This is a genomic window from Massilia atriviolacea (genome assembly GCF_003953935.1).
GTDB lineage: Bacteria > Pseudomonadota > Gammaproteobacteria > Burkholderiales > Burkholderiaceae_D > Telluria_A > Telluria_A atriviolacea.
The window spans coordinates 18921-41109 of the sequence record NZ_RXLQ01000022.1 but is presented as its reverse complement, the minus strand read 5'-3'; the positions used below and the strand labels follow the sequence as shown (position 1 = coordinate 41109).

The following is a 22189-nucleotide window of genomic DNA, read 5'->3' as shown; positions in this document are numbered from 1 at the left end:
GACAGGGAGAAACAGGATGCTGTCCACCTTGCGCCGGTCCTTTGCCGCGCTCGCCTGCTGCTGGGCAGGCGCCGCTGCGGCCCAGGCGCTTGTCAATGAGCCGATCCGGCCGCTCCCCGTCAAGACGGTGGGCGACCCGGCGCGCATCGCGCTCGGCGCGCGCCTGTTCACGGACCCGCGTTTTTCGCGCGACAACACGCACAGCTGCGCCAGCTGCCACCAGCTGCGGCGCGGCGGCACCGACGGCAAGGCCCTTTCCATCGGGCCGGACGGCAAACCGGCGCGCTTTAACACGCCGACCGTCTATAACAGCAGTTTCAACTTCCGCCAGACCTGGACCGGGGCCTACACCGGGGTCGAGCAGCTGCTCGACCATGTGATCGCCAAGCCGGCCGTCTTTGCCGACAACTGGGACGTGGTGGCGGCGCGCCTGACCCGCGACGAGCGGCTCGCGGCCCAGTTCAAGGACGTCTACGGCGACGCCCTGCGCCCGGCCTACGTGCGCGACGCGCTCGACCAGTATCTGCGCTCGCTGGTGACGCCCTCGCGCTTCGACCGCTACCTGCGCGGCGAGGCCGGCGCCATCACGGCCGAAGAAGAGCGCGGCTACCTGCGCTTCAAGAGCTTCGGCTGCGCGGCCTGCCACCAGGGCATCAATGTCGGCGGCAACCTGTTCCAGAAGCTGGGGGCGATGCGCGAAATGCCGGGGCTGGAAGCGAGCGGCGCCGACCTGGGCCGCTACCAGATCACCAAGCGCAATATCGACCGCTATGTGTTCCGCGTGCCGGGCCTGCGCAATGTGGCGTTGACGGCGCCGTACTTCCATGACGGTTCGGTCGAGACGCTCGAGCAGGCGGTCGAACTGATGTTCCGCTACCAGCTCGGGCGCACCGCCTCGCAGCAGGACAAGGAATTGATCGTGCGCTTCCTGCACACCCTGAGCGGCGACAAGCTGGTGCCGGGAACGCCGCCATGAGAAGCCTGCTCGGCTCCTGGCGCCGGGTCGCCTCGCTGCTGCTGCTGATCGCCCTGATGGTGGTGCTCGGCGTGCTGTTCAACCGCACCCAGGCTGTCGACCTGGAGGCGCAGAACCGGGTCATGCTCAACCTGCGCGAGCTGGAAAAGCTCGATTCGGAGTGGAACGTCAACATCCTGCGCTCGCACATCGGGCTCAGCACCAATTACGATCCGCTCTCGGCGCCGCTGCCGCGCATGCGCCAATTGCAGCTGCGCCTGGCCGCCGCCCTGCCGATGACCGGCAACCCCAAGGCCGAGGATGCGCTCGAAGAGGTCAGGCGCGCGCTGGTGAAGAAGGAAGAACTGGTCGAACAGTTCAAGACCCAGAATGCGATCCTGCGCAATTCGCTGATCTTTTTCCCGCCCGCGATCACCGACCTGAAAACCGAACTGAACGGCATCGAAGGGGCGATCGTCCCGGGCCGCACGGTGCTGGCGCTCGATACCGCCCTGAACAGCCTGCTGAGCGACATCCTGCGCTATAACCTGGCGCCGTCGCCGGCGCTGGCGGCCCAGATCGAACGCACGATCGCCGCGATGCAGCCCCTGCGCGGCGATTTTTCCGACAGCGTGAGCGACACCATCGACGAACTGGGACGCCACGCGCACGCCATCCTGCGCTACCGCCACCTGGAAAACGAACTCGAAATGCAGATCGCGAACAGCCGCACGGCCGAGGCGATGGAAAAGCTGGGCAGCCTGTTCGACACCTCCTTCGACCAGGTGCTGATCGAAAAACAGCGCTACCGCACCTATCTGTTCGCGTATTCGGGTTTGCTGTTGCTGCTGCTGATGTACGTGGCGCGGCGCCTGCTGCGCAGCTACAGCATCATCGGCGAGGTCAATCGCAGCCTGCAGGCGGCCAACGAGACGCTGGAGCACCGCGTGGCCGAGCGCACCGCCGAGCTGGAAGCGCAGTCCGAGCGCCTCAAGCAGCTGGCGCAGCACGACAGCCTGACCGGATTGATCAATTACGGCGAGCTCACGCGCCTGCTGGCGCACGCGCTGGTGCGCGCCGGGCGGCGCGGCGACGTGGTGGTGGCGATGTTCATCGACCTCGATGGCTTCAAGGCGGTCAACGACACCTACGGCCACGCGACCGGCGACCTGGTGCTGTGCGAAGTGGCCAGGCGGGTGCAGGAAAAGCTGCGCAAGGAAGACGCGCTGGCGCGCCTGGGCGGGGACGAATTCGTGATCCTGCTGGAAGAGGTGAGCGGGCGCGATGGCGCGCTGCGGGTGGCGCAGCAGACGCTCGACGCGATCCGCTCGATCACCGAGGCGGGCGGCTTCCCGGTGCGCATTTCGGCCAGTATCGGCGTGGCCAGCGCCAGGGGCAAGGAAGGCTTCATGCGCGGCGCGCCGGCCTTGCTGGCCGATGCCGACCAGGCCATGTACCAGGCCAAGCAGGGCGGCAAGAACGGGATTGCCTTCAGTCCGGAGGCGCAGTGGAACGAGACGCCGCTGGCGCCGGCGGTCACGTCGGCGATGTGAGGGCGCGCCAGCCGGCGGGACGACGCTTGGAGCGGCTGGCATCGTCAGTTAGCCCGAGAAGGCGTCGTTCCCGCCTTCGCGCGAACGACGGCCGATGGAATGCGCTACAATGGTTCAATTGGTGCACTGCACAATAGACCTCACGGAATCCGGTCCCGATCATGTTCACAAACCCCTTCAGCAACTGGCTCGGCGCCCGCAAGAGCAGCAAAACGCGGCGCAAGGTGCTGGTCAAGCAGCTCCACGAACGCGACCGCCGCCGCGTGCTCAGGCATTTCCTCGCGCTCGACGATAGTGACCGCTTGCTCCGTTTCGGCACCAAGCTGCCCGACGAACTGGTCGAAACCTACGTCGGCAAGATCGATTTCGTGCACGATACCGTCTACGGCGTCTACAACCCGGTCTTCAAGCTGGTCGCGGTCGGCCACCTGGCGTTTGCGCCCAAGGAATCGACCCACGCCCTGAGCAACACCACCAAGGACATCGTGGCCGAATTCGGGGTGTCGGTGTCGGCCTCCGCGCGCGGCAAGGGCATCGGCTCCAAACTGTTCGAGCGCGCCGCCATCCGCTGCCGCAACCTCGATGTCGACACCTTGTACATGCACTGCCTCTCGTCCAACCAGACCATGATGCACATCGCCAAAAAGGCCGGCATGGAAATCCAGCGCGACTACGGCGAAGCGGACGCCTACCTGCGCCTGCTGCCGCCCGACCCGGCCAGCATGCTGCGCGAAGCCATCGACGAGCAGGTCGCCACCATCGACTACACCCTCAAGGCCAACACCCGCGCCGCCGTCAAGTTCTTCGTGCCGAAGAAGTAAACCTCCTCTGTGTTGCTGCAATAATTGGCCTCTAGCGATAGCGCTGATGGCGTCCCCCGCCTGCACTGGACCAGATCGACCGGTGGTCGATCTCGACACGCTCAGCGCCCGCGCAGAAATAAGTGCGAGATGTTGGCGAATATAGCCGGATGCGATGCCAGGCGCCCGACGCGACGCAGTGCGGGCACGGCGAGTGGAAGGCAAACACGCTCTTTTCCTTGAGGCTGCCAAAGGCGCTCATGAACTTCGCCAAATCCGGCGACTGAGAGTAATGGCGCTAACTTAAACCCGTCATTTCCGCGCAGATGAGGCTCGGGGCAAAAGGGCTTATCTTAACGGCATTAGCGACTGCGGGGGGCAGCGACAGCAGGCACCTGCGCTTCGGGCTTCACATCATGTAACGTCATTCACTTCGAGCGACGTGCCGCGCAACATCCGATGAAGGCGAGTCGATGCCAGCGAACGCCAGTGACGAGCCTCGCCAATGGCGGCCTCATACCAGCGGCAGCGCGGTCGTATCCTTGATCCGCTGCAGCGCGAAGCTGGACTTGACGTCGGCCACCGCCGGGTGGCTGAGCAAGGTCTGCATCATGAAGCGCGAGAAGTGGTCCATGTCTTCCACGTGCACGCGCAGCAGGTAATCCATTTCCCCCGTCATCGCGTAACAGGCCACCACTTCCGGCCAGTGCTCGACCGACAGCGCGAAGTCGGCATGCGGCGAACTGGTGGCGCGGCGCGCCCCGGCCGCGTTGCTGGACGCTTCGCTGTGCTTTTCCAGCCGCACGTTCACATACGCCAGCAGGCCGAGCCCGATCTGGGCCGGATCGAGCAGCGCCACGTACTGGCGGATCACACCCGCCTCTTCGAGCCGCTTGATGCGCCGCAGGCAGGGCGAAGGCGACAGGCTGACCCGGTCGGCCACGTCCTGGTTGGACAGGCGCCCATCCGCCTGCAAGATCGCCAGAATCTTCCGATCTGTTTTATCGAGCACAATTTTTGGCATATTTCCTCCGAAAGCCGCATTCCCACGCAATATTATTGCTCAAATTGCCGCCCCTTGGACAGTGTTTGAAATTTAATGCCGGTGTCGCGGGACTATACTGTGCCCTATTAAAATAGGAGACTGTCATGCAATTTACGCCTTGGGAAAACCCGATGGGGACCGATGGATTCGAATTCGTCGAGTACGCGGCCCCGGATCCGAAAGCGCTCGGCGCGCTGTTCGAGCAGATGGGCTTCACCGCCATCGCACGCCACCGCCACAAGGACGTGACCTTGTACCGTCAGGGCGACATCAACTTCATCATCAACGCCGAAAAAGACTCCTTCGCCCAGCGTTTCGCGCGCAGCCACGGCCCGTCCGTGTGCGCCATCGCGATCCGCGTGGACGACGCCGCCATGGCTTACCGCCGCGCGCTCGAACTGGGCGCCTGGGGCTTCGACAACAAGACCGGTCCGATGGAACTGAACATCCCGGCCATCAAGGGCGTGGGCGACTCGCTCCTGTATTTTGTGGACCGCTGGCGCGGCAAGGGCGCCAACGCCGGTTCGGCGCCGGGCACCATCGGCGACATCAGCATCTACGACGTCGACTTCGTCGCCATCCCGGGCGCCGTGGCCAACCCGGTCGGCAACGGCCTGACCTACATCGATCACCTGACCCATAACGTGCACCGCGGCCGCATGAAGGAATGGGCCGAGTTCTACGAGAACCTGTTCAACTTCCGCGAAGTGCGCTACTTCGACATCGAAGGCAAATTGACCGGCCTGAAGTCGAAGGCGATGACTTCCCCGTGCGGCAAGATCCGCATTCCGATCAACGAATCGTCGGACGACAAATCGCAGATCGCCGAATACCTCGACGCCTACCACGGCGAAGGCATCCAGCATATCGCGCTCGGCACCGACAATATCTACCAGTCGATCCAGGGCATGCGCGACACCGGCATCGTGTTCCAGGACACGATCGAAACCTACTATGAGCTGATCAACCGCCGCCTGCCGGGCCACGGCGAGAACCTCGACGAACTGCGCCGCCTGCGCATCCTCATCGATGGCCACAGCAACGAGAACGAGCGCGAACTGCTGCTGCAGATCTTCACGCAGACCGTGATCGGCCCGATCTTCTTCGAAATCATCCAGCGCAAGGGCGACCAGGGTTTCGGCGAAGGCAATTTCCGCGCGCTGTTCGAGTCGATCGAACTCGACCAGATCAAGCGCGGCGTCCTACAGGACACCACCACGGCGTAAAGGCCCGGGCGGCGTCCACAAGGCGCCGCACCGGCCCGCCGCACGAGAATAACGGAGACAAAGACAATGAACGCACCACTAGACCGGGCTCACCTCGATGCCGAGCCGTCGCACGAGATTTCGCTCGACGACAAATGGACGCTGGAGCGCGGCCGCGCCTTCATGACCGGCACCCAGGCGCTGATCCGCCTGCCGATGATGCAGCGCGAACGCGACCTCAAGGCCGGGCTGAACACCGCCGGCTACATCACCGGCTACCGCGGCTCGCCGGTGACTTCGGTCGACATGACCGCGATGAAGGCCAAGAAGCACCTCGACGCCCACCACGTCAAGTTCCATCCCGGGATGAACGAAGACCTGGCCGCCACCGCCGTCTGGGGCACCCAGCAAACGAACCTGTTCAAGGACGCCAAGTACGACGGCGTGTTCTCGATGTGGTACGGCAAAGGCCCCGGCGTGGACCGCTGCGGCGACGTCTTCAAGCACGCCAACAATGCCGGCAGCGCAAAGCATGGCGGCGTGCTGGTCCTGGCCGGCGACGACCACGCGGCCAAGTCCTCGTCCACCGCGCACCAGTCCGACCACATCCTGAACGCCTGCGGCATTCCGGTGCTGTACCCGGCCTCGGTGCAGGAATACATCGACTACGGCCTGCACGCCTGGGCCATGAGCCGCTACACCGGCCTGTGGGTGTCGATGAAGTGCGTGACCGACATCATCGAATCGGGCGCCGTGGTCGACTTCGACCCGGACCGCGTGCAGATCGAGATGCCGACCGACTTCGTGCTGCCCGAAGGCGGCCTGAATATCCGCTGGCCCGACACCGTGCTCGATATGGAAGTGCGGATGAACAGCTTCAAGTGGTACGCGGCGCTGGCGTACGCGCGCGCCAACAAGCTCAACAAGATCATCTGGGACAGCCCGAAGCCGAAGATCGGCATCATCACCGCCGGCAAATCGTATCTGGACACGCGCCAGGCGCTGGCCGACCTGGGCATCGACGAGCAGGCCGCCGCCGACATCGGCATCCGCCTGTACAAGATCGGCATGACCTGGCCGCTCGAAGCGGAAGGCGTGCACGAATTCGCCAAGGGCCTGGACGAAATCCTGGTGGTCGAAGAGAAGCGCCAGATCCTCGAATACGCGCTCAAGGAAGAACTGTACAACCTGCCGGACGGCCAGCGTCCGCGCGTGGTCGGCAAATTCGACGACACCGGCGAATGGTCGAACAAGGGCGGCACCGGCCACGGCGACTGGCTGCTGCCGGCCACCTACGAGCTCAATCCGGCCCAGATCGCGCGCGCGATCGCCAGCCGCATCTCGCACTACTGCGCCGGCCATCCGGTCGAGCAGCGCGTCAAGGAGCGCATCGCCTACCTGGAAGCGAAGGAACTGGTGCTCAAGAGCGCCGGCCTGAAGCCCAATCCGGCCACCGACCGCACCCCGTACTTCTGCTCCGGCTGCCCGCACAATTCCTCGACCAAGGTGCCGGAAGGCTCGCGCGCGCTGGCCGGCATCGGCTGCCACTACATGGTGCTGTGGATGGACCGCGAAACCTCGACCTTCACCCACATGGGCGCCGAAGGCGTGACCTGGGTCGGCCAGGCGCCGTTCACCAACGAAAAGCACGTGTTCACCAACCTGGGCGACGGCACTTACTTCCACTCGGGGATCCTGGCGATCCGCGCGGCGGTGTCGGCCAAGGTCAACATCACCTACAAGATCCTGTTCAACGACGCGGTGGCGATGACCGGCGGCCAGGAATTCGACGGTCCGCTCGACCCGGGCATGATCAGCCGCCAGATCGCGGCCGAAGGCGTGACGCCGATCATCGTGGTCACCGACGAACCCGAAAAATACCCGGCCGACTACAAGTGGGCCGAGGGCGTGACCGTGCGCCACCGCAGTGAATTGATGGACGTGCAGCGCGAACTGCGCGACAAGCCGGGCGTGTCGGCCATGATCTACGACCAGACCTGCGCGTCCGAAAAGCGGCGCCGCCGGAAGCGCAAGGAATACCCCGATCCGGCCAAGCGCGCCGTCATCAACGAGGCCGTGTGCGAAGGCTGCGGCGACTGCTCGGTGCAGTCGAACTGCCTGTCGGTCGAACCGCTGGAAACCGAACTGGGCCGCAAGCGCCAGATCAACCAGTCGTCCTGTAACAAGGACTTCTCGTGCGTGACCGGCTTCTGCCCGAGTTTCGTCACGGTCGAAGGCGGCGCGCTCAGGAAGCCGAAGAAAGCCGCCACCGGCGACGCGGCCCCGCCGCAGCTGCCGACGCCTGTGCTCAAGGGCACGGCCGCGCCGTACGGCATCCTGATTACCGGGATCGGCGGCACCGGCGTGGTCACCGTCGGCCAGATCCTGGCGATGGCGGCCCACGTCGAAGGCAAGGGCGCGATCGTGCTCGACATGAGCGGACTGGCCCAGAAGGGCGGCCCGGTGATGTCGCACGTGCGCCTGGCCGACAAGCAGGCCGATTTGCATTCGACCCGCGTGGGTACCGGCAGCGCCGACCTGGTGATCGGCTGCGACCTGATCGTCACGGCCAGCCGCGACGCCCTGTCGCGCATGGGCGAAGGGCGCACCTACGCGGCCATCAACTCGACCGGCTCGTCGACGGCGGCGTTCGTGAAGAACCCGGACTGGCAGTTCCCGGGCGCGTCGTCGCAGTCCGAGATCGTCAAGGCCTGCGGCGCCGAGCGCGTGGACTTTGTCGACGCCGGCCAGATCGCCACCGCGCTGATGGGCGACTCGATCGCCACCAATATGTTCATGCTCGGCTACGCGTGGCAAAAAGGCCAGGTGCCTTTGAGCGAAGCGTCGATCATGAAGGCGATCGAACTGAACAACGTGTCGGTCGCTTTCAACAAGAGCGCCTTTACCTGGGGCCGCACGGCGGCGCACGATCTGCAGTCGCTGGTGAAGATGACCACCCCGGCCAAGGTGATCGAATTCAAGCGCACGCAAAGCCTGGACGAAATCGTCAACAAGCGCGTGGAACTGCTCACCGCTTACCAGGATGCGGCCTACGCCAACCAGTACAAGAGTTTTGTGGACCAGGTGCGCGCCGAGGAAGCGAAGCTGGGCAAGGGGACGCGCCTGAGCGAAGCGGTGGCGCGCTACTACTACAAGCTGATGGCGTACAAGGACGAGTATGAAGTCGCGCGCCTGTACACCAACGGCGCCTTCCAGGAAAAGATCGCGGGCATGTTCGAGGGCGACATCAAGCTCAAGTTCCACCTGGCGCCGCCGCTGTTCGCCAAGCACGACGCCAACGGCCACCTGATCAAGCAGGAATTCGGTCCGTGGATGATGAAGGCCTTCGGCCTGATGGCCAGGATGAAGGGCCTGCGTGGCGGCGCGTTCGACATCTTCGGCTACACTGCGGAGCGCAAGATGGAACGCGCGCTGATCGGCGAGTACCGCAACACGGTCGGCGGCCTGCTGTCGAAGCTGAACGCCGAGACCTTGCCGCAGGCGGTGGCCATTGCCAGCATCCCTGAAGACATTCGCGGCTACGGGCATGTGAAGGAGCGCCACCTGAAGGCGGCCAAGGAGAAGGAAGCGGCGCTGCTGGCGGCCTTCGGCAAGCCGGCCTCGCCGGACGGCGTGATCCAGATCCACCGGGTCGCGTAGAGCGCTTGAAGCACGATCGATGGCCCGCCCTCCAGCGGGCCATTTTTTTCATGGCCGGGTTATCATGGCGACATCGTCATCGACCGGGCAGACCACCATGTTCATCACCGCCAAAGGCACTTTCGAGATCACCATGCAGGCGCCGCCGGCCGGGGAGGGCGCCGGCCGCGTCTCGCTCGGACGCATGCTGATCGATAAATACTACAGCGGCGACTTGATCGGCATCGGCCAGGGCGAGATGCTCTCGGCCGGCAATCCCGCCGCCGGATCGGCCGGCTACGTGGCCATCGAACACGTGACCGGGACCCTGGACGGCATGAGCGGCAGTTTCGCGCTGCAGCACGCGGGCACCATGCATGCGGGCGCCAGCCATCTGTCGATCAGCATCGTGCCGGGGTCCGGGACGGAGGGACTGGCCGGCATCCAGGGCAAATTCAAGCTCGACATGATCGACAACACCCACTACTACGAACTTGAGTACACGATGGACCTGCCGTAATCCGGCGCCGGCACTTTAGGGCAGCAGAATCGCCGCCAGCACCATCCCCAGACCCGCCATCGACACCGTCCACGCGAGCGAACGCACCAGCGGAACGCCGGCCGCGTACAGCGGCACGTACACCACGCGCGCGATCAGGTAAGTCCACGCGCCCCACAAGGTCAGGTCGCCCTCGCGTCCGCCCACGTGGGCGATCAGCACCGCCGCCGCGAACAGCGGCAAGGTCTCGAACAGATTGGCCTGCGCCCGTTGCAGGCGCGCCGTCACCACCCCCGGCGGAGGCGCCGGCGTGTCGCGCGCGCTCATGTTGTAGTCGATTCCCGTTTCCTTGTTGCGCAAGGCGCTGGGCGCCATGATCTGCACCAGCGCCAGCACCAGGGTCCAGCCCAGGATCATCAATTCGGTCGTCATCGCGTGTTTTCCTCTGAACGCCGGCGCTTGCCGGCAATATGGCCAGATTAACAAAGAAAGCGCCACAGCTGTGCACGCTTTGTGTTGCTTTATGTGCATATAAATTGCGCTTAAGTAAATCCAGCCTGAGTTTCTCCTTTAAAATTGAACGTTTTTCATATTTACACCATTCTTTTCCCTGGAGAACGTCATCAACGCCCCGATCAATGCCCCGTCGCCCGAGCTGACGGCCCGCCTGACCGCCCCGAGCGCCGCCTACAAGAACAGCGCGCGCCTCGCCGTCGCGGGCCTGCTGCTGTTCGTCGCGCTGTATTGCGGCCTGGCCGGCTGGTTCCTGTACACCCCGTGGCAGGTGTTCGTCGAAGGCGCCGGCAGCGACCTGGGCATTTTTGCCTACGTCATGTCGATCTGTTCGCTGTTCATCGCGGTCATGATGATCAAGGCGATTTTCTCGGTCAGCAACGCCAAGTACGACGACCTGCACGAGGTGAGCGCGCATGACCAGCCGCGCCTGTTCGCCTACCTGTTCGAGCTGGCCGACGCCGCCGGCGCGCCGCGTCCGCACCGGGTGTTCCTGTCGGCGACCGTCAACGCCGCCGTGTTCTACGACCTGTCGCTGTTCAACCTGATATTCCCGTCCAAGAAAAACCTCCTGATCGGCCTGCCGCTGGTAAATACCCTCTCGCGCGGCGAACTGCGCGCCGTGCTGGCGCACGAATTCGGCCACTTCGCGCAGCGCTCGATGGCGGTCGGGCGCTGGGCTTACGTGGCCCAGCAGATCGTCGGCCACATGGTCACGCGGCGCGACGCCTTCGACGATTTTCTGGTCGGGATCGGCCGCATCGACTTGCGCCTGACCATCGCCGTCGGCGTCCTGCAGATCATCATCTGGTCGATCCGTTCGCTGCTCGACTCCGTGTTCCAGGTCGTGATGCTGATGCAGCGCGCGCTGTCGCGCGAGATGGAAATGCAGGCCGACCTGGTGGCCGTCTCGCTCACCGGCAGCGATGCGCTGGTCCACGCGCTGCACCGCACGCGCGGGGCCGACGACGCCTGGGACCGCGCGCTGTCGTTCGTCCAGGGCGAATACGCAGCCGGGCGCGCCACGCGCGACGCCTTCGCGGTCCAGTCCCACATCCTGCAGCGCATGAGTAACATCCTCAACGACCGCAGCTACGCCAACGTGCCGCCGCTGCCCGAGCAAGGGCGCCACGCGCACCGGGTGTTCAAGGCCGAACTGGCGCAGCCGTCCAAAATGTGGCTGACCCACCCGCTCAATCACGAACGCGAGGCGAACGCCAAGCGCATCTACGTGCAGGCGCCGATCGACCCGGCCAGTGCCTGGTCGATCTTCGAGCAGCCAGCGGCGCTGCGCGAACAGCTCACGCGCAGCCTGCTGGTGGGCGACCACAAGCCCACCTTCGTCGACCTGGAAGAGTCGCTCAAGACCCTGGCGCGCCCGTTCAAGCGCGAACAGTTCAGCCGCCGCTATTGCGGCATCTACTTCAGCCGCGCGCTGACGCGCCATGCATCGGACCTGACGCAACTGCGCGACGCCCATTACGCCGCCTCGCCCGACAGCCTGGCCAGCCTGTACCCGGCCACGCTGACGGACGACGTGCACCTGCTGCGCACCCTCAAGGACGAACGCAATCAGCTCGACGCCCTGATCGCCGGCCGCCTGACCGCGCCCGGCGGCGTGGTGCGCCTGCGCGGCGAAGAATTCCGCAAGAAGCGGCTGCCCGCCGCGCTGGCGCGGGTGCGCACCGAGATCGACGAGGTCGAGGAACGCCTGCACAGGCACGACCGGCTTTGCCGCAGCTGGCACCAGGACATGGCGCGCCAGCTGGGCAGCGGCTGGCAAGCTTATCTCGACGGCCTGCTGGCGCTGGTGCACTACGCCGAACACCGCCTGGCCGACCTGTACGACGCCCAGGGGATGATGCACAACGCGGCGGCGGTGGTTACCGCCGTGAACCGCGTGACGGCCGACGGCGTCGCCCGCGTGGTCGGGCAGGGCGCCGAGCTGTATAGCGTGATGGACCGGATCTACCGCGAAGCGGCGCAGGTGCACATCGACCCGCGCCTGGCGGCGCGCCTCGGCATCGACACGGATTGGCAAACGGCGCTCGGCAAATTCACCATGACGCCGCCCCATGCCGAGACCATCAACGACTTCATGCACTACTCGGATGGCTGGGTCAACGCCGCATCGAGCTGGCTCGATGGCCTGCGCGCGGATGCCCTCGAAGAATTGCTGCTGACCGAAACCATGATCGCGCGCTGCGCGCGTGGCGGCGAAGCGATGGTGGCCGCTCCGGCGCCGTCGCGCGCGCCCGAGTCCTACCCGCTGCTGCTCGACGGCGCCGAACGCAAGCGCCAGCAGCAGCTTGGCTGGTGGGCGCGCTTCCAGCGCGCCGACGGCATGGTGCCGGGCGCCGCGCGCCTGCTGGTGGCGGCGTCGATCGTGGTGGCCGTGCTCAGTGCCGGCTCGTTTACCAAAGGCGGCGTTTCAGCCTACGGCAGCGACCCGGTGATCATGGTGTACAACGGCCTCGGGACCAATGTCACGGTGAACATCGACAGCCGCTCGAAGGTGGTACCGGCGCGTGCGCATGCCGAGATCAGCGTGCCCGCCCTGGGCAAGCACCATATCGTCACCACCACCAGCGACGGACGGGCGATCGAAACCTTCGACGCCGAGTCGAAGCGCGGCGGCCACCCGGTCTACAACGTCGCCTCGGCCGCTCCGCTGGTGCGCTGGACGGCCGTCTACGGCAGCATCAGGGCGGTACCCGAAGAAGTGCTGGGTACCCCGCGCTGGAGCGATAGCAGGGTCGATTTCCTGTTCGCCAAACCGCCCGAGTCGATCTCCGGCAAAGGCAGCGGCGGTTCGCGCAGCGTCCTTGACGGCATGGGCGACGCCGCCCCGCAAACCCAGGTCATGCTGCTCAAGGACGAGGCCCAGGCCAAGAACATGGGCCTGATGCACGCGCGCTTCGACGACCTCGATTCGGTCGACGCCGAAACCTGGCTCGCTTACGCGCACCAGTTCCCGGAGTTCGGCGCGCTGTTCAAGGAGCGCCTGCGCCGCGCGCCGCGCGACGTGCTGTTGCGCCGCATCGAGATGAGCGAGGCCAGCCCCGAACGCAAGCCGGCCCTGTGCGCCGAACTGGCGGCGGAATCGGACGCGCGCCCCGAGGACGGCGACCTCAAATACCTGGCGCTGCGCTGCCGCGACAAGAGCGCGGACATCAAGCGCCAGATGGCGCAGGCGCGCGAGCACTGGCCCGACAACATGTGGCTGGTGCGCTGGAGCGCATACGACAAGATGCAGGCCAGCGATTTCAGCGGCGCGGCGCCGGAGCTCGCGCTGCTGGTACGCAGCTCGCCTGCGAATGCCGACGACGCGGCCGTCAACCTGGCGCGCATCCGGCGCCTGATCGAACCGGGCGCCGACACGGCCACGCTGGGCAGCAAATCGCGCCGTCTGAACCGCCTGCTGGAAATCGAGAACGGCCCGCTGCCGACCGATTCGCCGCTGCGCGCCTACCATAAGCTGGCGACCGGGCGCCTGAACGAAGCGAGCGACGCGGTGACCGACGATCCGGCGCGCGCGGCGCACATCCTGCGCCTGGCGGCCGCGTCGGACGGGGCCGACGCCGGCATGATCAAGCGTGCCATGGCGCTGCCGTTCGGGCAGGGCCTGGACAGCGCCACCATCTGGGCCGGGCTGGCGCTGGCGACCCGGCACGGCTATGACACCAGGCAGTACCGCGAGGCTGCGCGCGCAGCGGCGGGCCATACACAGGAACAGATGCTGGCCTTCTTCGACAGTGTCGCCGCCGGCAAGGACCCGCGCGCGGCGGACCGCCGTCTCACCGGCATCGACCCCGAAGAACGCGCGCACGCATGGAGCACGGCGCTGATCCTGCTGGGGAACAAGGCGCCGGCCGAATGGCGCACCTCGGTCAAGCGCTTGCTGTTTTCATCGGAGCGGCCTTACTTCAAGGCCGCGTAAGCGACGCCGGATTGCCGGTACAGGGCGCGAAAGCGGACTATAATTTCCGGTTCGCGCGCATCACGCGCCCTGTATTGACAACTTTGCCGGAGCTTTACCGATGATCCGTTCTGCGCTGCTGCTTGCCCTGCTGTCCGCCCTTTCCCTGTCCACCGTCCATGCCGCTCCCGACCTGAGCACCGTCGCCGAGCGCTCGCAATTCCAGAAGACCGGCCGCTACGACGAAGTCATCGCCCTGTGTTCCGCCTTCCAGAAGGCCTATCCGAAGCAGGTCAGGTGCATCGAGTTCGGACGCACGCCGGAAGGGCGGCCGATGCAGGCGCTGGTGGTCACGCGCAGCGGCGCATTCACGCCGCAGGCAGCGGCGGCGCGCGCACTGCCGGTGGTGCTGGTCCAGGGCGGCATCCACGCCGGCGAAATCGACGGCAAGGACGCCGGTTTCCTGGCGCTGCGCGAGGTGCTGGAAAACCGCGCCGCGCCGGGAGCGCTGGACAAGCAGGTGCTGCTGTTCGTCCCGGTCTTCAACGTCGACGGGCATGAGCGCTTCAAGCAATGGAACCGCCCGAACCAGCGCGGCCCGGTCGAAATGGGCTGGCGCACCACCGCCCAGAACTTCAACCTGAACCGCGACTACGCCAAGGCCGACTCGATCGAGATGCAATCGATGCTGGCGCTGGTGAACGCCTGGGACCCGCTGGTCTACGTCGACCTGCACGTGACCAACGGCGCCAAGTTCGAACACGATATTTCGATCCAGGTGGAGCCGGTGCACTCGGCCGACGTGGAGTTCCGCAAGGCCGGGCTGGCGCTGCGCACCGGCGTGCTGGCCGATATCACCAAGCTCGGCTCGATTCCGCAGCCGTTCTACATGTCGTTCGCCGAAGAAGACAATCCGCAATCGGGCTTTGCCGACGGCGTGTCGGACCCGCGTTTTTCGACCGGCTACTTTGCCTTGCGCAACCGGATCGGCGTGCTGGTCGAGACCCATGCGTGGAAGGACTATCCGACCCGCGTGCGCATCACCCGCAACTCGGTGGTGTCGGTGCTCGACCAGGTGGCGCAGCACGGCAAGGCGTGGCAAACGGCGGCGCGCGAGGCCGATGCGCGCGCGGCGCGCCTGGGCGGCACCGAGCTGCCCATGACCTACAAGGCGACCGATAAAAAGCGCATGATCGACTTCCGCGGCTACGCGTACACGCGCACGCTGTCGGACGTCTCGGGCGCCCTGATGACGCGCTACGACGAAACCACACCGCAGATATGGACCGTGCCGCTGCGCGACGAGATCGTGCCGGACGTGATGGTCAGCGCGCCGAAAGCCGGCTATATCGTGCCGGCGGCGCATGCGGCCATGGTGGCGCGCAAGCTGGGCCAGCACGGGATCAGCTACCGCACCCTGGGCGCGGCGCAGGCCAGGGCGGAAGTCGAGACCTTCCGCGCCGAGAAGGTGACGTACGCACCGGTCTCGCTCGAATCGCATGTGCGCGTGAGCGTGCAGGGAGGGTGGAAGGCGGAGCCGCGCGCGATCGAGAAGGGCGCGCTGTTCGTGCCGGTGGCGCAGGCCAAGGCGCGCCTGGTGGTGGCCCTGTTCGAACCGGCCGGTCCGGACTCGCTGCTGCAGTGGGGGATGTTCAACACCGCCTTCGAGCGCAAGGAGTACATGGAGGATTACGTGGCCGAGGAGGTCGCGCGCGAGATGATGGCGGCCGATCCGGCGCTGGCGGCGGCGTTCAAGGCAAAGGTGGACAGCGATCCGGCATTTGCGAAAAATCCGGACGCGCGGCTGGCGTTCTTTGCGAAGCGGCATACCTCGTATGACGAACGCCTGAACCTGTATCCGGTGCTGCGCACGGCGGTGACGCCGTAAGGGGGCGGAGGAAAAACAGGGCCGTGGAATCGGCCCTGTTTATTCAGTAGTGATAGCGGCAAGAAATGATGGTAAGAAGCTCATCGTCAGCTTCATAAATCAGACGATTGGTATCGTCGATTCGTCTGGACCAGTATCCCGACAAGTTCCCCTTGAGCGGCTCTGGTTTGCCGATTCCTTCGAACGGATTCCGCAGAGCTTCCATAATTAAAGCATTGATACGCTTTAACGTTTTTTTGTCCTGAGTTTGCCAATAAACATAGTCGTTCCAGCACTCATCCGTGAATTGCAGGTTTCGCATGTGAATTTTCCTCAGCGCCGGACACCTCGATCAGCTCCCGATGCTTCGCTTTACCAGCACGCGCTTGCTCAAGCGATCTCGCCAGGTGCGCAGCGTTAGCCGGCGAACTAAGCAGGTAAACTGTCTCGATTAAACTACTGTAGTGGTCGAAGGACATGACGACGGCATCCGGCGCATCCCTGCGTGAAATCACCGTGACATCCGCATCCTCTACAACCTGATCGATCACCGCCCTCAGGCTGTTGCGGGCATCGGAAAAATTTATGATTCTCATCTTTTGTGCTCCTTGTCCCGTCTGCGATGCTGTGACTTTCAGATCGATCAGGTGATAATTCCTTGAATGAGCTGGACGATACTTTCGGTGGATAATATGTACAATAAATCGTACATGTTGCATTGTAGCGTAGTCGGCGATGGGCGCAAGCAGTTCACACTGAGGCAACTCAAGCGTTCCCCCGGCGTCTAATACTGATCGAAACAGGCCTGAGATCGATGTTCCGACTGTTGCCGGAACCACGCATGTGGTATAGCCGGCGTAAAAAAGCCCGCATCAGCGGGCTTCCGGTCGAAACGGCAGGGATTCACATCGGCTGCAGCGCAATCGTCCCCATCACCGGCGTCGAACACGGCTCCTCGTCGAAGGCGATATCGCCCAGCGGGCTGGCCACGCCATCGGCCTTGATGTCCTTGAACCCGAACAGATCCTGGTCCATCAGGTGCGACGGCACCACGGTCGACAGCGACGAGAAAATGCTCTCGACCCGGCCAGGATATTTTTTCTCCCATTCGCGCATCAGGTTCTTGATCTGCTTGCGCTGCAAATTCTCCTGCGAGCCGCACAGGTCGCACGGGATGATCGGGAACTGCTTGACCTCGGCGTAGCGCTCCGAATCGGCTTCCTTCACATACGCCATCGGGCGGATCACCATGTGCTTGCCGTCGTCCGAGACCAGCTTGGCCGGCATGCCCTTGAGCTTCCCGCCGAAGAACATATTCAGGAAGAAGGTCTCGAGGATGTCGTCGCGGTGGTGGCCCAGCGCGATCTTGTTGCAGCCCAGTTCATCGGCCACCCGGTACAGGATCCCGCGCCGCAGGCGCGAACACAGCGAGCAGGTGGTCTTCCCTTCCGGGATCAGGCGCTTGACGATGCTGTAGGTATCCTGGTTCTCGATATGGAAAGGCACGCCCAGTTTGGTCAGGTAGGCCGGCAGGATATCGGCCGGGAAGTTCGGCTGCTTCTGGTCCAGGTTGACGGCCACGATCTCGAAATGGATCGGTGCGCGCTCGCGCAGCGTCAGCAGGATATCGAGCAGCGCGTAGCTATCCTTGCCGCCCGACAGGCACACCATCACCTTGTCGCCGTCTTCGATCATGTTGAAGTCGCCGATGGCCTGGCCGACCTGGCGGCACAGGCGCTTGTGCAGCTTGTTGTTTTCGTAGGCGACCTTGTCTTCGCTGCGCTCGCCGCGTTCGATGGTGTCCGCTTCGCTCATGCTGTTTCCTTGATCTGGAATACTTCGACGCCGACGCCTTCGCAGTCGGGATACACATCCGGCTTCATGGTCGACACCCGCACCGCGTGCACGTTCGGGTGCGCCAGCATCGCCCGCACCACGTCGTCGCACAGGGTCTCCTGCAGATGCACGTGGCCCTGGGCCATGCGGCGCGCGATGGTTTCGCGCATGAAGTCGTAGTCGACCACTTCGGCCAGCTGGTCGTCCTTGGGCGTGGACAGCGCCAGCGGAATGTACAGGTCGACGTTGATCAGGACGCGCTGCTCGCCCTTTTTCTCGAAGTCGTGCACGCCGATGTTGATCATCACTTCGTAATTGCGCAGGAACAGGCGGCGGCAGGCGCTCAGCTTGGGGTGGGACAGGGCGGACAGCATAGGGAGTCTTTCAGGTTGTTTTATTTGGTAAGGAACATCACGTCGCGCGCCAGCGGCACCAGGTGCTGGCCGCCGTCGACCACCAGGGTGGTGCCGGTGACGGCGCGCGCGCCGGCCAGGTAGCACACCGCGTCGACGATGTCGTCCGGCGTGCTCGATTGCCCCAGCGGCGTGGCCTGGTGGGCTTTGGCGAAGCCGGCCTCGGTCTGTTCGCCCGAGACCATGGTGATCCCGGGCGCCACCCCGACCACGCGCACCGTGGGCGCCAGCGCTTGCGCCAGCATGCTGGTGGCAGTGTGCAGGGCGGCCTTGGACAGGGTGTACGACAGGAAGTCGGGATTGAGGTTGTACAGCTTCTGGTCGAGCAGGTTGATGACCACCGCCTGGCTGCCTGCGGGGGTGGCCGCGTGCAGGGCCTGGGCCAGCAGGATCGGTGCTGCCACGTTGGCCTGCATGTGCTGCGCCAGCAGCGCCGGCGAAAAGTCGGCGGCGCTGTCGAAATCGAACTGGGAGGCGTTGTTGACGACGCAGCCGACCGCGCCCAGCTCCTGCGCCGCGCGGCCCACCAGGGCGCGCACGCCGGCTTCGTCGGCCAGGTCGCATTGCAGCAGGGCGGCGCGGCGGCCCAGTGCGCAAATCGCGTCGGCCACCTCGCGCGCCTGCGCTTCCGAGCTGCGGTAGTGCAGCGCCACGTCCCAGCCGGCGCGCGCCAGGCCGAGCGCGATGGCGCGGCCGATGCGGCGTCCGGCGCCGGTCACGAGGGCGACCGGGGGACGTTCAGTGGGTGCGGCGTGTTGCATATATGAGCAGAATGATAAGCGGATGAACAGGCGGATCGGGCGCCGTGCCGGCGCGAGCCGCTATTATCGCCTAAAGTTCGCTCAAGCCATCCAAAACGGCTGCCGGATGCCGCCTTTATGCTCCCAAGCGTTGTTCCGTGGCCGGATCGAACAGGATCGCATGCGACAGGTCGAAGGCGAGGCTGATGCGCTCACCCGGCATGGCATGCGCGCGCGGGTGCGTGCGGCAGGTGGCGCGCACGCCGCCGACCCAGGTAAACACCAGCGTATCGGGACCGGTCGGTTCGGTCATTTCGACCAGGCAGGTCACCTCGGTCGGCGCGTAGCCTTCGTGGGCGCCCGACTGGCGCGCGCTCAGGGCGTCGGTGACGTGCTCCGGACGGATGCCGAGGATGACTTCGCGCCCGTGCCAGGCGCCGTATTCCTTGCCGCCGGCCGGCAGCGGCAGCAGGGCGATGTCGCCGTCGACGTCGAGCGTGAAGGCGGTGCCGCCGCCGTGCTGCACCAGTTTGCCCTTCAGGAAGTTCATCGACGGCGAGCCGATGAAGCCGGCCACGTACAGATTGTCCGGACGGTCGTAGATCTCTTGCGGGGTGCCGTACTGCTGCACCACGCCGTCGCGCATGACGGCGATCTTGTCGCCCAGGGTCATCGCTTCGATCTGGTCGTGGGTCACGTAGACGATGGTCGTGCCCAGGCGCTGGTGCATCAGCTTGATCTCGGCGCGCATCTCCACGCGCAGCTTGGCGTCCAGGTTCGACAGCGGTTCGTCGAACAGGAACAGCGACGGGTCGCGCGCAATGGCGCGCCCCATGGCCACGCGCTGGCGCTGCCCGCCCGACAGCAAGGCCGGCTTGCGGTCGAGCAGGTGGGTCATCTGCAGGGTTTCGGCCACGCGCGCCACGATCTTTTCCTGTTCCGCCTTGGGCACCTTGCGGATGCCCAGGCCGAACGAGATATTCTCGCGCACCGTCATGGTCGGATACAGCGCGTACGACTGGAACACCATGGCGATGTCGCGCGACTTGGGCGGCACGTCGTTGACCACGCGCTCGCCGATCAGGATTTCGCCTTCCGACACCGACTCCAGGCCGGCGATCATGTTCAGCAAGGTCGACTTGCCGCAGCCGGAGCCGCCGACCAGGATCAGGAACTGTCCATCCTCGATTTCGAGGTTGATGCCTTTTAAAATTTCAGCGCCGTTCGGGTACACCTTGCGCACATTGCGAATCGATAAACTGGCCATCGTTGTGTTTCTCCTGCCTTGAATGAGTTGAAATCAGCCCTTGACCGCGCCGGCGGTCAGCCCGCGCACGAAGTACTTGCCGGCCACCAGGTACAGCCCCAGGGTCGGCAGAGCGGCGATGATGGCCGCGGCCATGTTAACGTTGTATTCGGTGACGCCGGTCGAGGTGTTGACCAGGTTGTTCAGCGCGACCGTGACCGGCTGCGCATCGGCCCCGCCGAACACCACGCCGAACAGGAAGTCGTTCCAGATCTGGGTGAACTGCCAGATGAAGCACACCATGAAGATCGGCAGCGACAGCGGGAAGATCACGCGGCGGTAAATGGTAAAGAAGCCGGCGCCGTCGATGCGCGCGGCGTTGACCAGTTCTTCCGGTACCGTGACGTAGTAGTTACGGAAGAACAGCGTGGTAAACGCCACCCCGTAGATGATGTGGACGATGATCAGGCCCGTGGTGGTATTCGACAGCCCGAACATGCCGAGCAGGCGCGCCATCGGCAGGATCACCACCTGGAAGGGGATGAAGCAGCCGACCATCAGGGCCGTAAACACCACGTTCGAACCGCGGAAGCGCCAGTGCGCCAGCACGTAGCCGTTGATCGATCCGATCAGGCTCGAAATGAGCACCGCCGGAATGGTCATGCTGACCGAGTTCCAGAAGTAGGGCGCCAGGCCCTCGCAGCGCACGCCGGTGCAGGCGCCGCTCCAGGCGCGCGTCCAGGCCTCGGTGCTCGGCTGCATCGGCAGGTCGAGGATGGTGCCGGTGCGGATCTGCTCGAGCGACTTGAAGGACGTGGTCAGCATCACGTACAGCGGCGCCAGGTAGTACAGCGCCACCAGCGCCAGCAGCGCGTAGATGAGAATCCGCCCGGGGGTGAGGCGGCTTTGTTCAGCGACCATGGCGGGCTCCTTTGGTTTCGAGGTACATGAGCGGCACCAGCACCGCCAGCACGGTGGCCAGCATCATCATGGCCGATGCCGCGCCCAGGCCCAGCTGGCCGCGCGTGAACGAGAACTGGTACATGAAAATGGCCGGCACGTCGGACGAGGTGCCCGGTCCGCCGGCGGTCAGCGCCATCACCAGGTCGAAACTCTTGATGGCGATGTGCGACAGCACCAGCAGCACGCTGAAGAACACCGGACGCAGCGCCGGGATGACGATGCGCAGGTAGATCGTCGGCAGGCTGGCGCCGTCGACCATGGCGGCCTTGATGATGGCGTCGTCGACGCCGCGCAGGCCGGCCAGGAACAGCGCCATCACGAAGCCGGACGATTGCCACACGCCGGCGATGACGACCGTGTAGATCGACATCTCGGAGTCCACCAGCCAGTCCAGGCGGGCGTTCGTGAAACCCCAGTCGTGCAGCATTTTTTCCAGCCCGAGGCCGGGGTTGAGAATCCACTTCCAGGCCGCGCCGGTGACGATGAACGACAGCGCCATCGGATACAGGTAGATTGCGCGCAGGGCGCCTTCGGCGCGGATGCGCTGGTCGAGCAGGATGGCGATGGTCAGGCCGATCGCCAGGCACAGCACGATGAACAGGCCACCGAAGATGCCCAGGTTGGCGGCGGCGGTCCACCAGCGGTCCAGGCCGAACAGGGCGGTGTACTGGCCGAAGCCGGCGTATTCGAAGCGCGGCATCATGCGCGATTCGGTCAGCGACAGGAATGCCGTCAGCACGATGAAGCCGTACACGAATACCAGCGACATCAGGATGGTGGGCGCGAGCATCAGGCGCGCCATCGCTGCGTCGACGCGGGCGGCCCAGCGCGAGGGAACCGCGGGGGCGCGCGTGCGCGCCTGCGGCCCTTGACTGGAAGTCAGGGAGGAAGCGGACATGAATTAGATCTCCAAAAGACGGGTGCAGGCCGGCCTCGTGCCTGAACAGATGCGCGAGCCGGCCTGGCAGGTGCGCGCGCGGCCGTGGGCCGCGCGGA

At 65.0% G+C, this 22189-nt stretch carries 18 protein-coding genes; 8 read left to right on the top strand and 10 right to left on the bottom strand.

From position 1 onward, the window contains the following. The first annotated feature begins 16 nt into the window (after nt 1-16). The 3 genes from EJB06_RS27985 (at nt 17) to EJB06_RS27975 (ending at nt 3329) form a co-directional block, all read left to right on the top strand. Complete coding sequence (locus EJB06_RS27985; protein ID WP_126077318.1) at nt 17-976, top strand: cytochrome-c peroxidase; 960 nt, start codon at nt 17-19, stop codon at nt 974-976. Further along, nucleotides 973-2508: a DAHL domain-containing protein gene (locus EJB06_RS27980; RefSeq protein ID WP_126077317.1), complete on the top strand. Its 1536-nt coding sequence runs from the start codon at nt 973-975 to the stop codon at nt 2506-2508. Before EJB06_RS27985 ends, EJB06_RS27980 begins: the two co-directional genes overlap by 4 nt. 161 nt (nt 2509-2669) lie before the next feature. Next, on the top strand, nt 2670-3329 hold the full coding sequence (locus EJB06_RS27975; RefSeq protein WP_126077316.1) for a GNAT family N-acetyltransferase: 660 nt from the start codon (nt 2670-2672) through the stop codon (nt 3327-3329). Between the two features lie 493 nt (nt 3330-3822). On the opposite strand, the gene EJB06_RS27970 is transcribed toward EJB06_RS27975, so the two are convergent. Then, the gene (locus tag EJB06_RS27970) at nt 3823-4332 is read right to left on the bottom strand and encodes an Lrp/AsnC family transcriptional regulator (protein WP_099873715.1); all 510 of its coding nucleotides are present in this window, start codon (nt 4330-4332) and stop codon (nt 3823-3825) included. A 125-nt stretch (nt 4333-4457) separates the two neighbouring features. Here EJB06_RS27970 and hppD point away from each other — a divergent pair, with 125 nt between their 5' ends. The 3 genes from hppD (at nt 4458) to EJB06_RS27955 (ending at nt 9717) form a co-directional block, all read left to right on the top strand. Beyond that, nucleotides 4458-5579, top strand: coding sequence for a 4-hydroxyphenylpyruvate dioxygenase (hppD, locus tag EJB06_RS27965; RefSeq protein ID WP_126077315.1), 1122 nt, complete (start codon nt 4458-4460; stop codon nt 5577-5579). Nucleotides 5580-5645: 66 nt separating this feature from the next. Continuing rightward, nucleotides 5646-9218: an indolepyruvate ferredoxin oxidoreductase family protein gene (locus tag EJB06_RS27960; protein WP_126077314.1), complete on the top strand. Its 3573-nt coding sequence runs from the start codon at nt 5646-5648 to the stop codon at nt 9216-9218. A 64-nt stretch (nt 9219-9282) separates the two neighbouring features. Continuing rightward, nucleotides 9283-9717 (top strand): DUF3224 domain-containing protein, encoded by a 435-nt coding sequence (locus EJB06_RS27955; protein WP_229427327.1) that lies wholly within the window; start codon nt 9283-9285, stop codon nt 9715-9717. Nucleotides 9718-9732: 15 nt separating this feature from the next. Here the strand turns inward: EJB06_RS27955 and EJB06_RS27950 are convergent, their stop codons facing one another. Further along, nucleotides 9733-10128 carry an MAPEG family protein gene (locus EJB06_RS27950; RefSeq protein WP_126077313.1) on the bottom strand — a complete coding sequence of 132 codons (396 nt, stop codon included), beginning with the start codon at nt 10126-10128 and terminating at the stop codon, nt 9733-9735. 352 nt (nt 10129-10480) lie between these two features. On the opposite strand from EJB06_RS27950, the gene EJB06_RS27945 reads away from it, so the two are divergent. Together EJB06_RS27945 and EJB06_RS27940 are read left to right on the top strand one after the other, a co-directional pair. Next, nucleotides 10481-14149: a M48 family metallopeptidase gene (locus tag EJB06_RS27945; RefSeq protein WP_126077312.1), complete on the top strand. Its 3669-nt coding sequence runs from the start codon at nt 10481-10483 to the stop codon at nt 14147-14149. A gap of 100 nt (nt 14150-14249) precedes the next feature. Continuing rightward, nucleotides 14250-16016: a M14 family zinc carboxypeptidase gene (locus EJB06_RS27940; RefSeq protein ID WP_126077311.1), complete on the top strand. Its 1767-nt coding sequence runs from the start codon at nt 14250-14252 to the stop codon at nt 16014-16016. Nucleotides 16017-16059: 43 nt separating this feature from the next. Here EJB06_RS27940 and EJB06_RS27935 read toward each other — a convergent pair whose 3' ends face one another. From EJB06_RS27935 to EJB06_RS27900, 8 genes are all read right to left on the bottom strand, one after another. After that, entirely contained in the window at nt 16060-16317 is a 258-nt protein-coding gene (locus EJB06_RS27935; RefSeq protein WP_126077310.1) for a Txe/YoeB family addiction module toxin, read from the bottom strand. Then, nucleotides 16292-16591: a type II toxin-antitoxin system Phd/YefM family antitoxin gene (locus EJB06_RS27930; RefSeq protein ID WP_126077309.1), complete on the bottom strand. Its 300-nt coding sequence runs from the start codon at nt 16589-16591 to the stop codon at nt 16292-16294. Before EJB06_RS27930 ends, EJB06_RS27935 begins: the two co-directional genes overlap by 26 nt. A gap of 307 nt (nt 16592-16898) precedes the next feature. Next, nucleotides 16899-17810 (bottom strand): tRNA 2-thiocytidine(32) synthetase TtcA, encoded by a 912-nt coding sequence (ttcA, locus tag EJB06_RS27925; protein ID WP_126077308.1) that lies wholly within the window; start codon nt 17808-17810, stop codon nt 16899-16901. Continuing rightward, nucleotides 17807-18205, bottom strand: coding sequence for a dihydroneopterin aldolase (locus EJB06_RS27920; protein WP_126077307.1), 399 nt, complete (start codon nt 18203-18205; stop codon nt 17807-17809). Before EJB06_RS27920 ends, ttcA begins: the two co-directional genes overlap by 4 nt. 20 nt (nt 18206-18225) lie before the next feature. Continuing rightward, nucleotides 18226-19005: an SDR family oxidoreductase gene (locus tag EJB06_RS27915; protein WP_126077306.1), complete on the bottom strand. Its 780-nt coding sequence runs from the start codon at nt 19003-19005 to the stop codon at nt 18226-18228. Nucleotides 19006-19120: 115 nt separating this feature from the next. Beyond that, entirely contained in the window at nt 19121-20251 is a 1131-nt protein-coding gene (locus EJB06_RS27910; protein ID WP_126077305.1) for an ABC transporter ATP-binding protein, read from the bottom strand. Nucleotides 20252-20284: 33 nt separating this feature from the next. Next, nucleotides 20285-21151 carry a carbohydrate ABC transporter permease gene (locus EJB06_RS27905; RefSeq protein WP_126077304.1) on the bottom strand — a complete coding sequence of 289 codons (867 nt, stop codon included), beginning with the start codon at nt 21149-21151 and terminating at the stop codon, nt 20285-20287. Further along, entirely contained in the window at nt 21141-21995 is an 855-nt protein-coding gene (locus tag EJB06_RS27900) for a carbohydrate ABC transporter permease (protein ID WP_229427334.1), read from the bottom strand. The genes EJB06_RS27905 and EJB06_RS27900 overlap by 11 nt, the downstream gene beginning before the upstream one ends. Nucleotides 21996-22189: the final 194 nt, after the last annotated feature.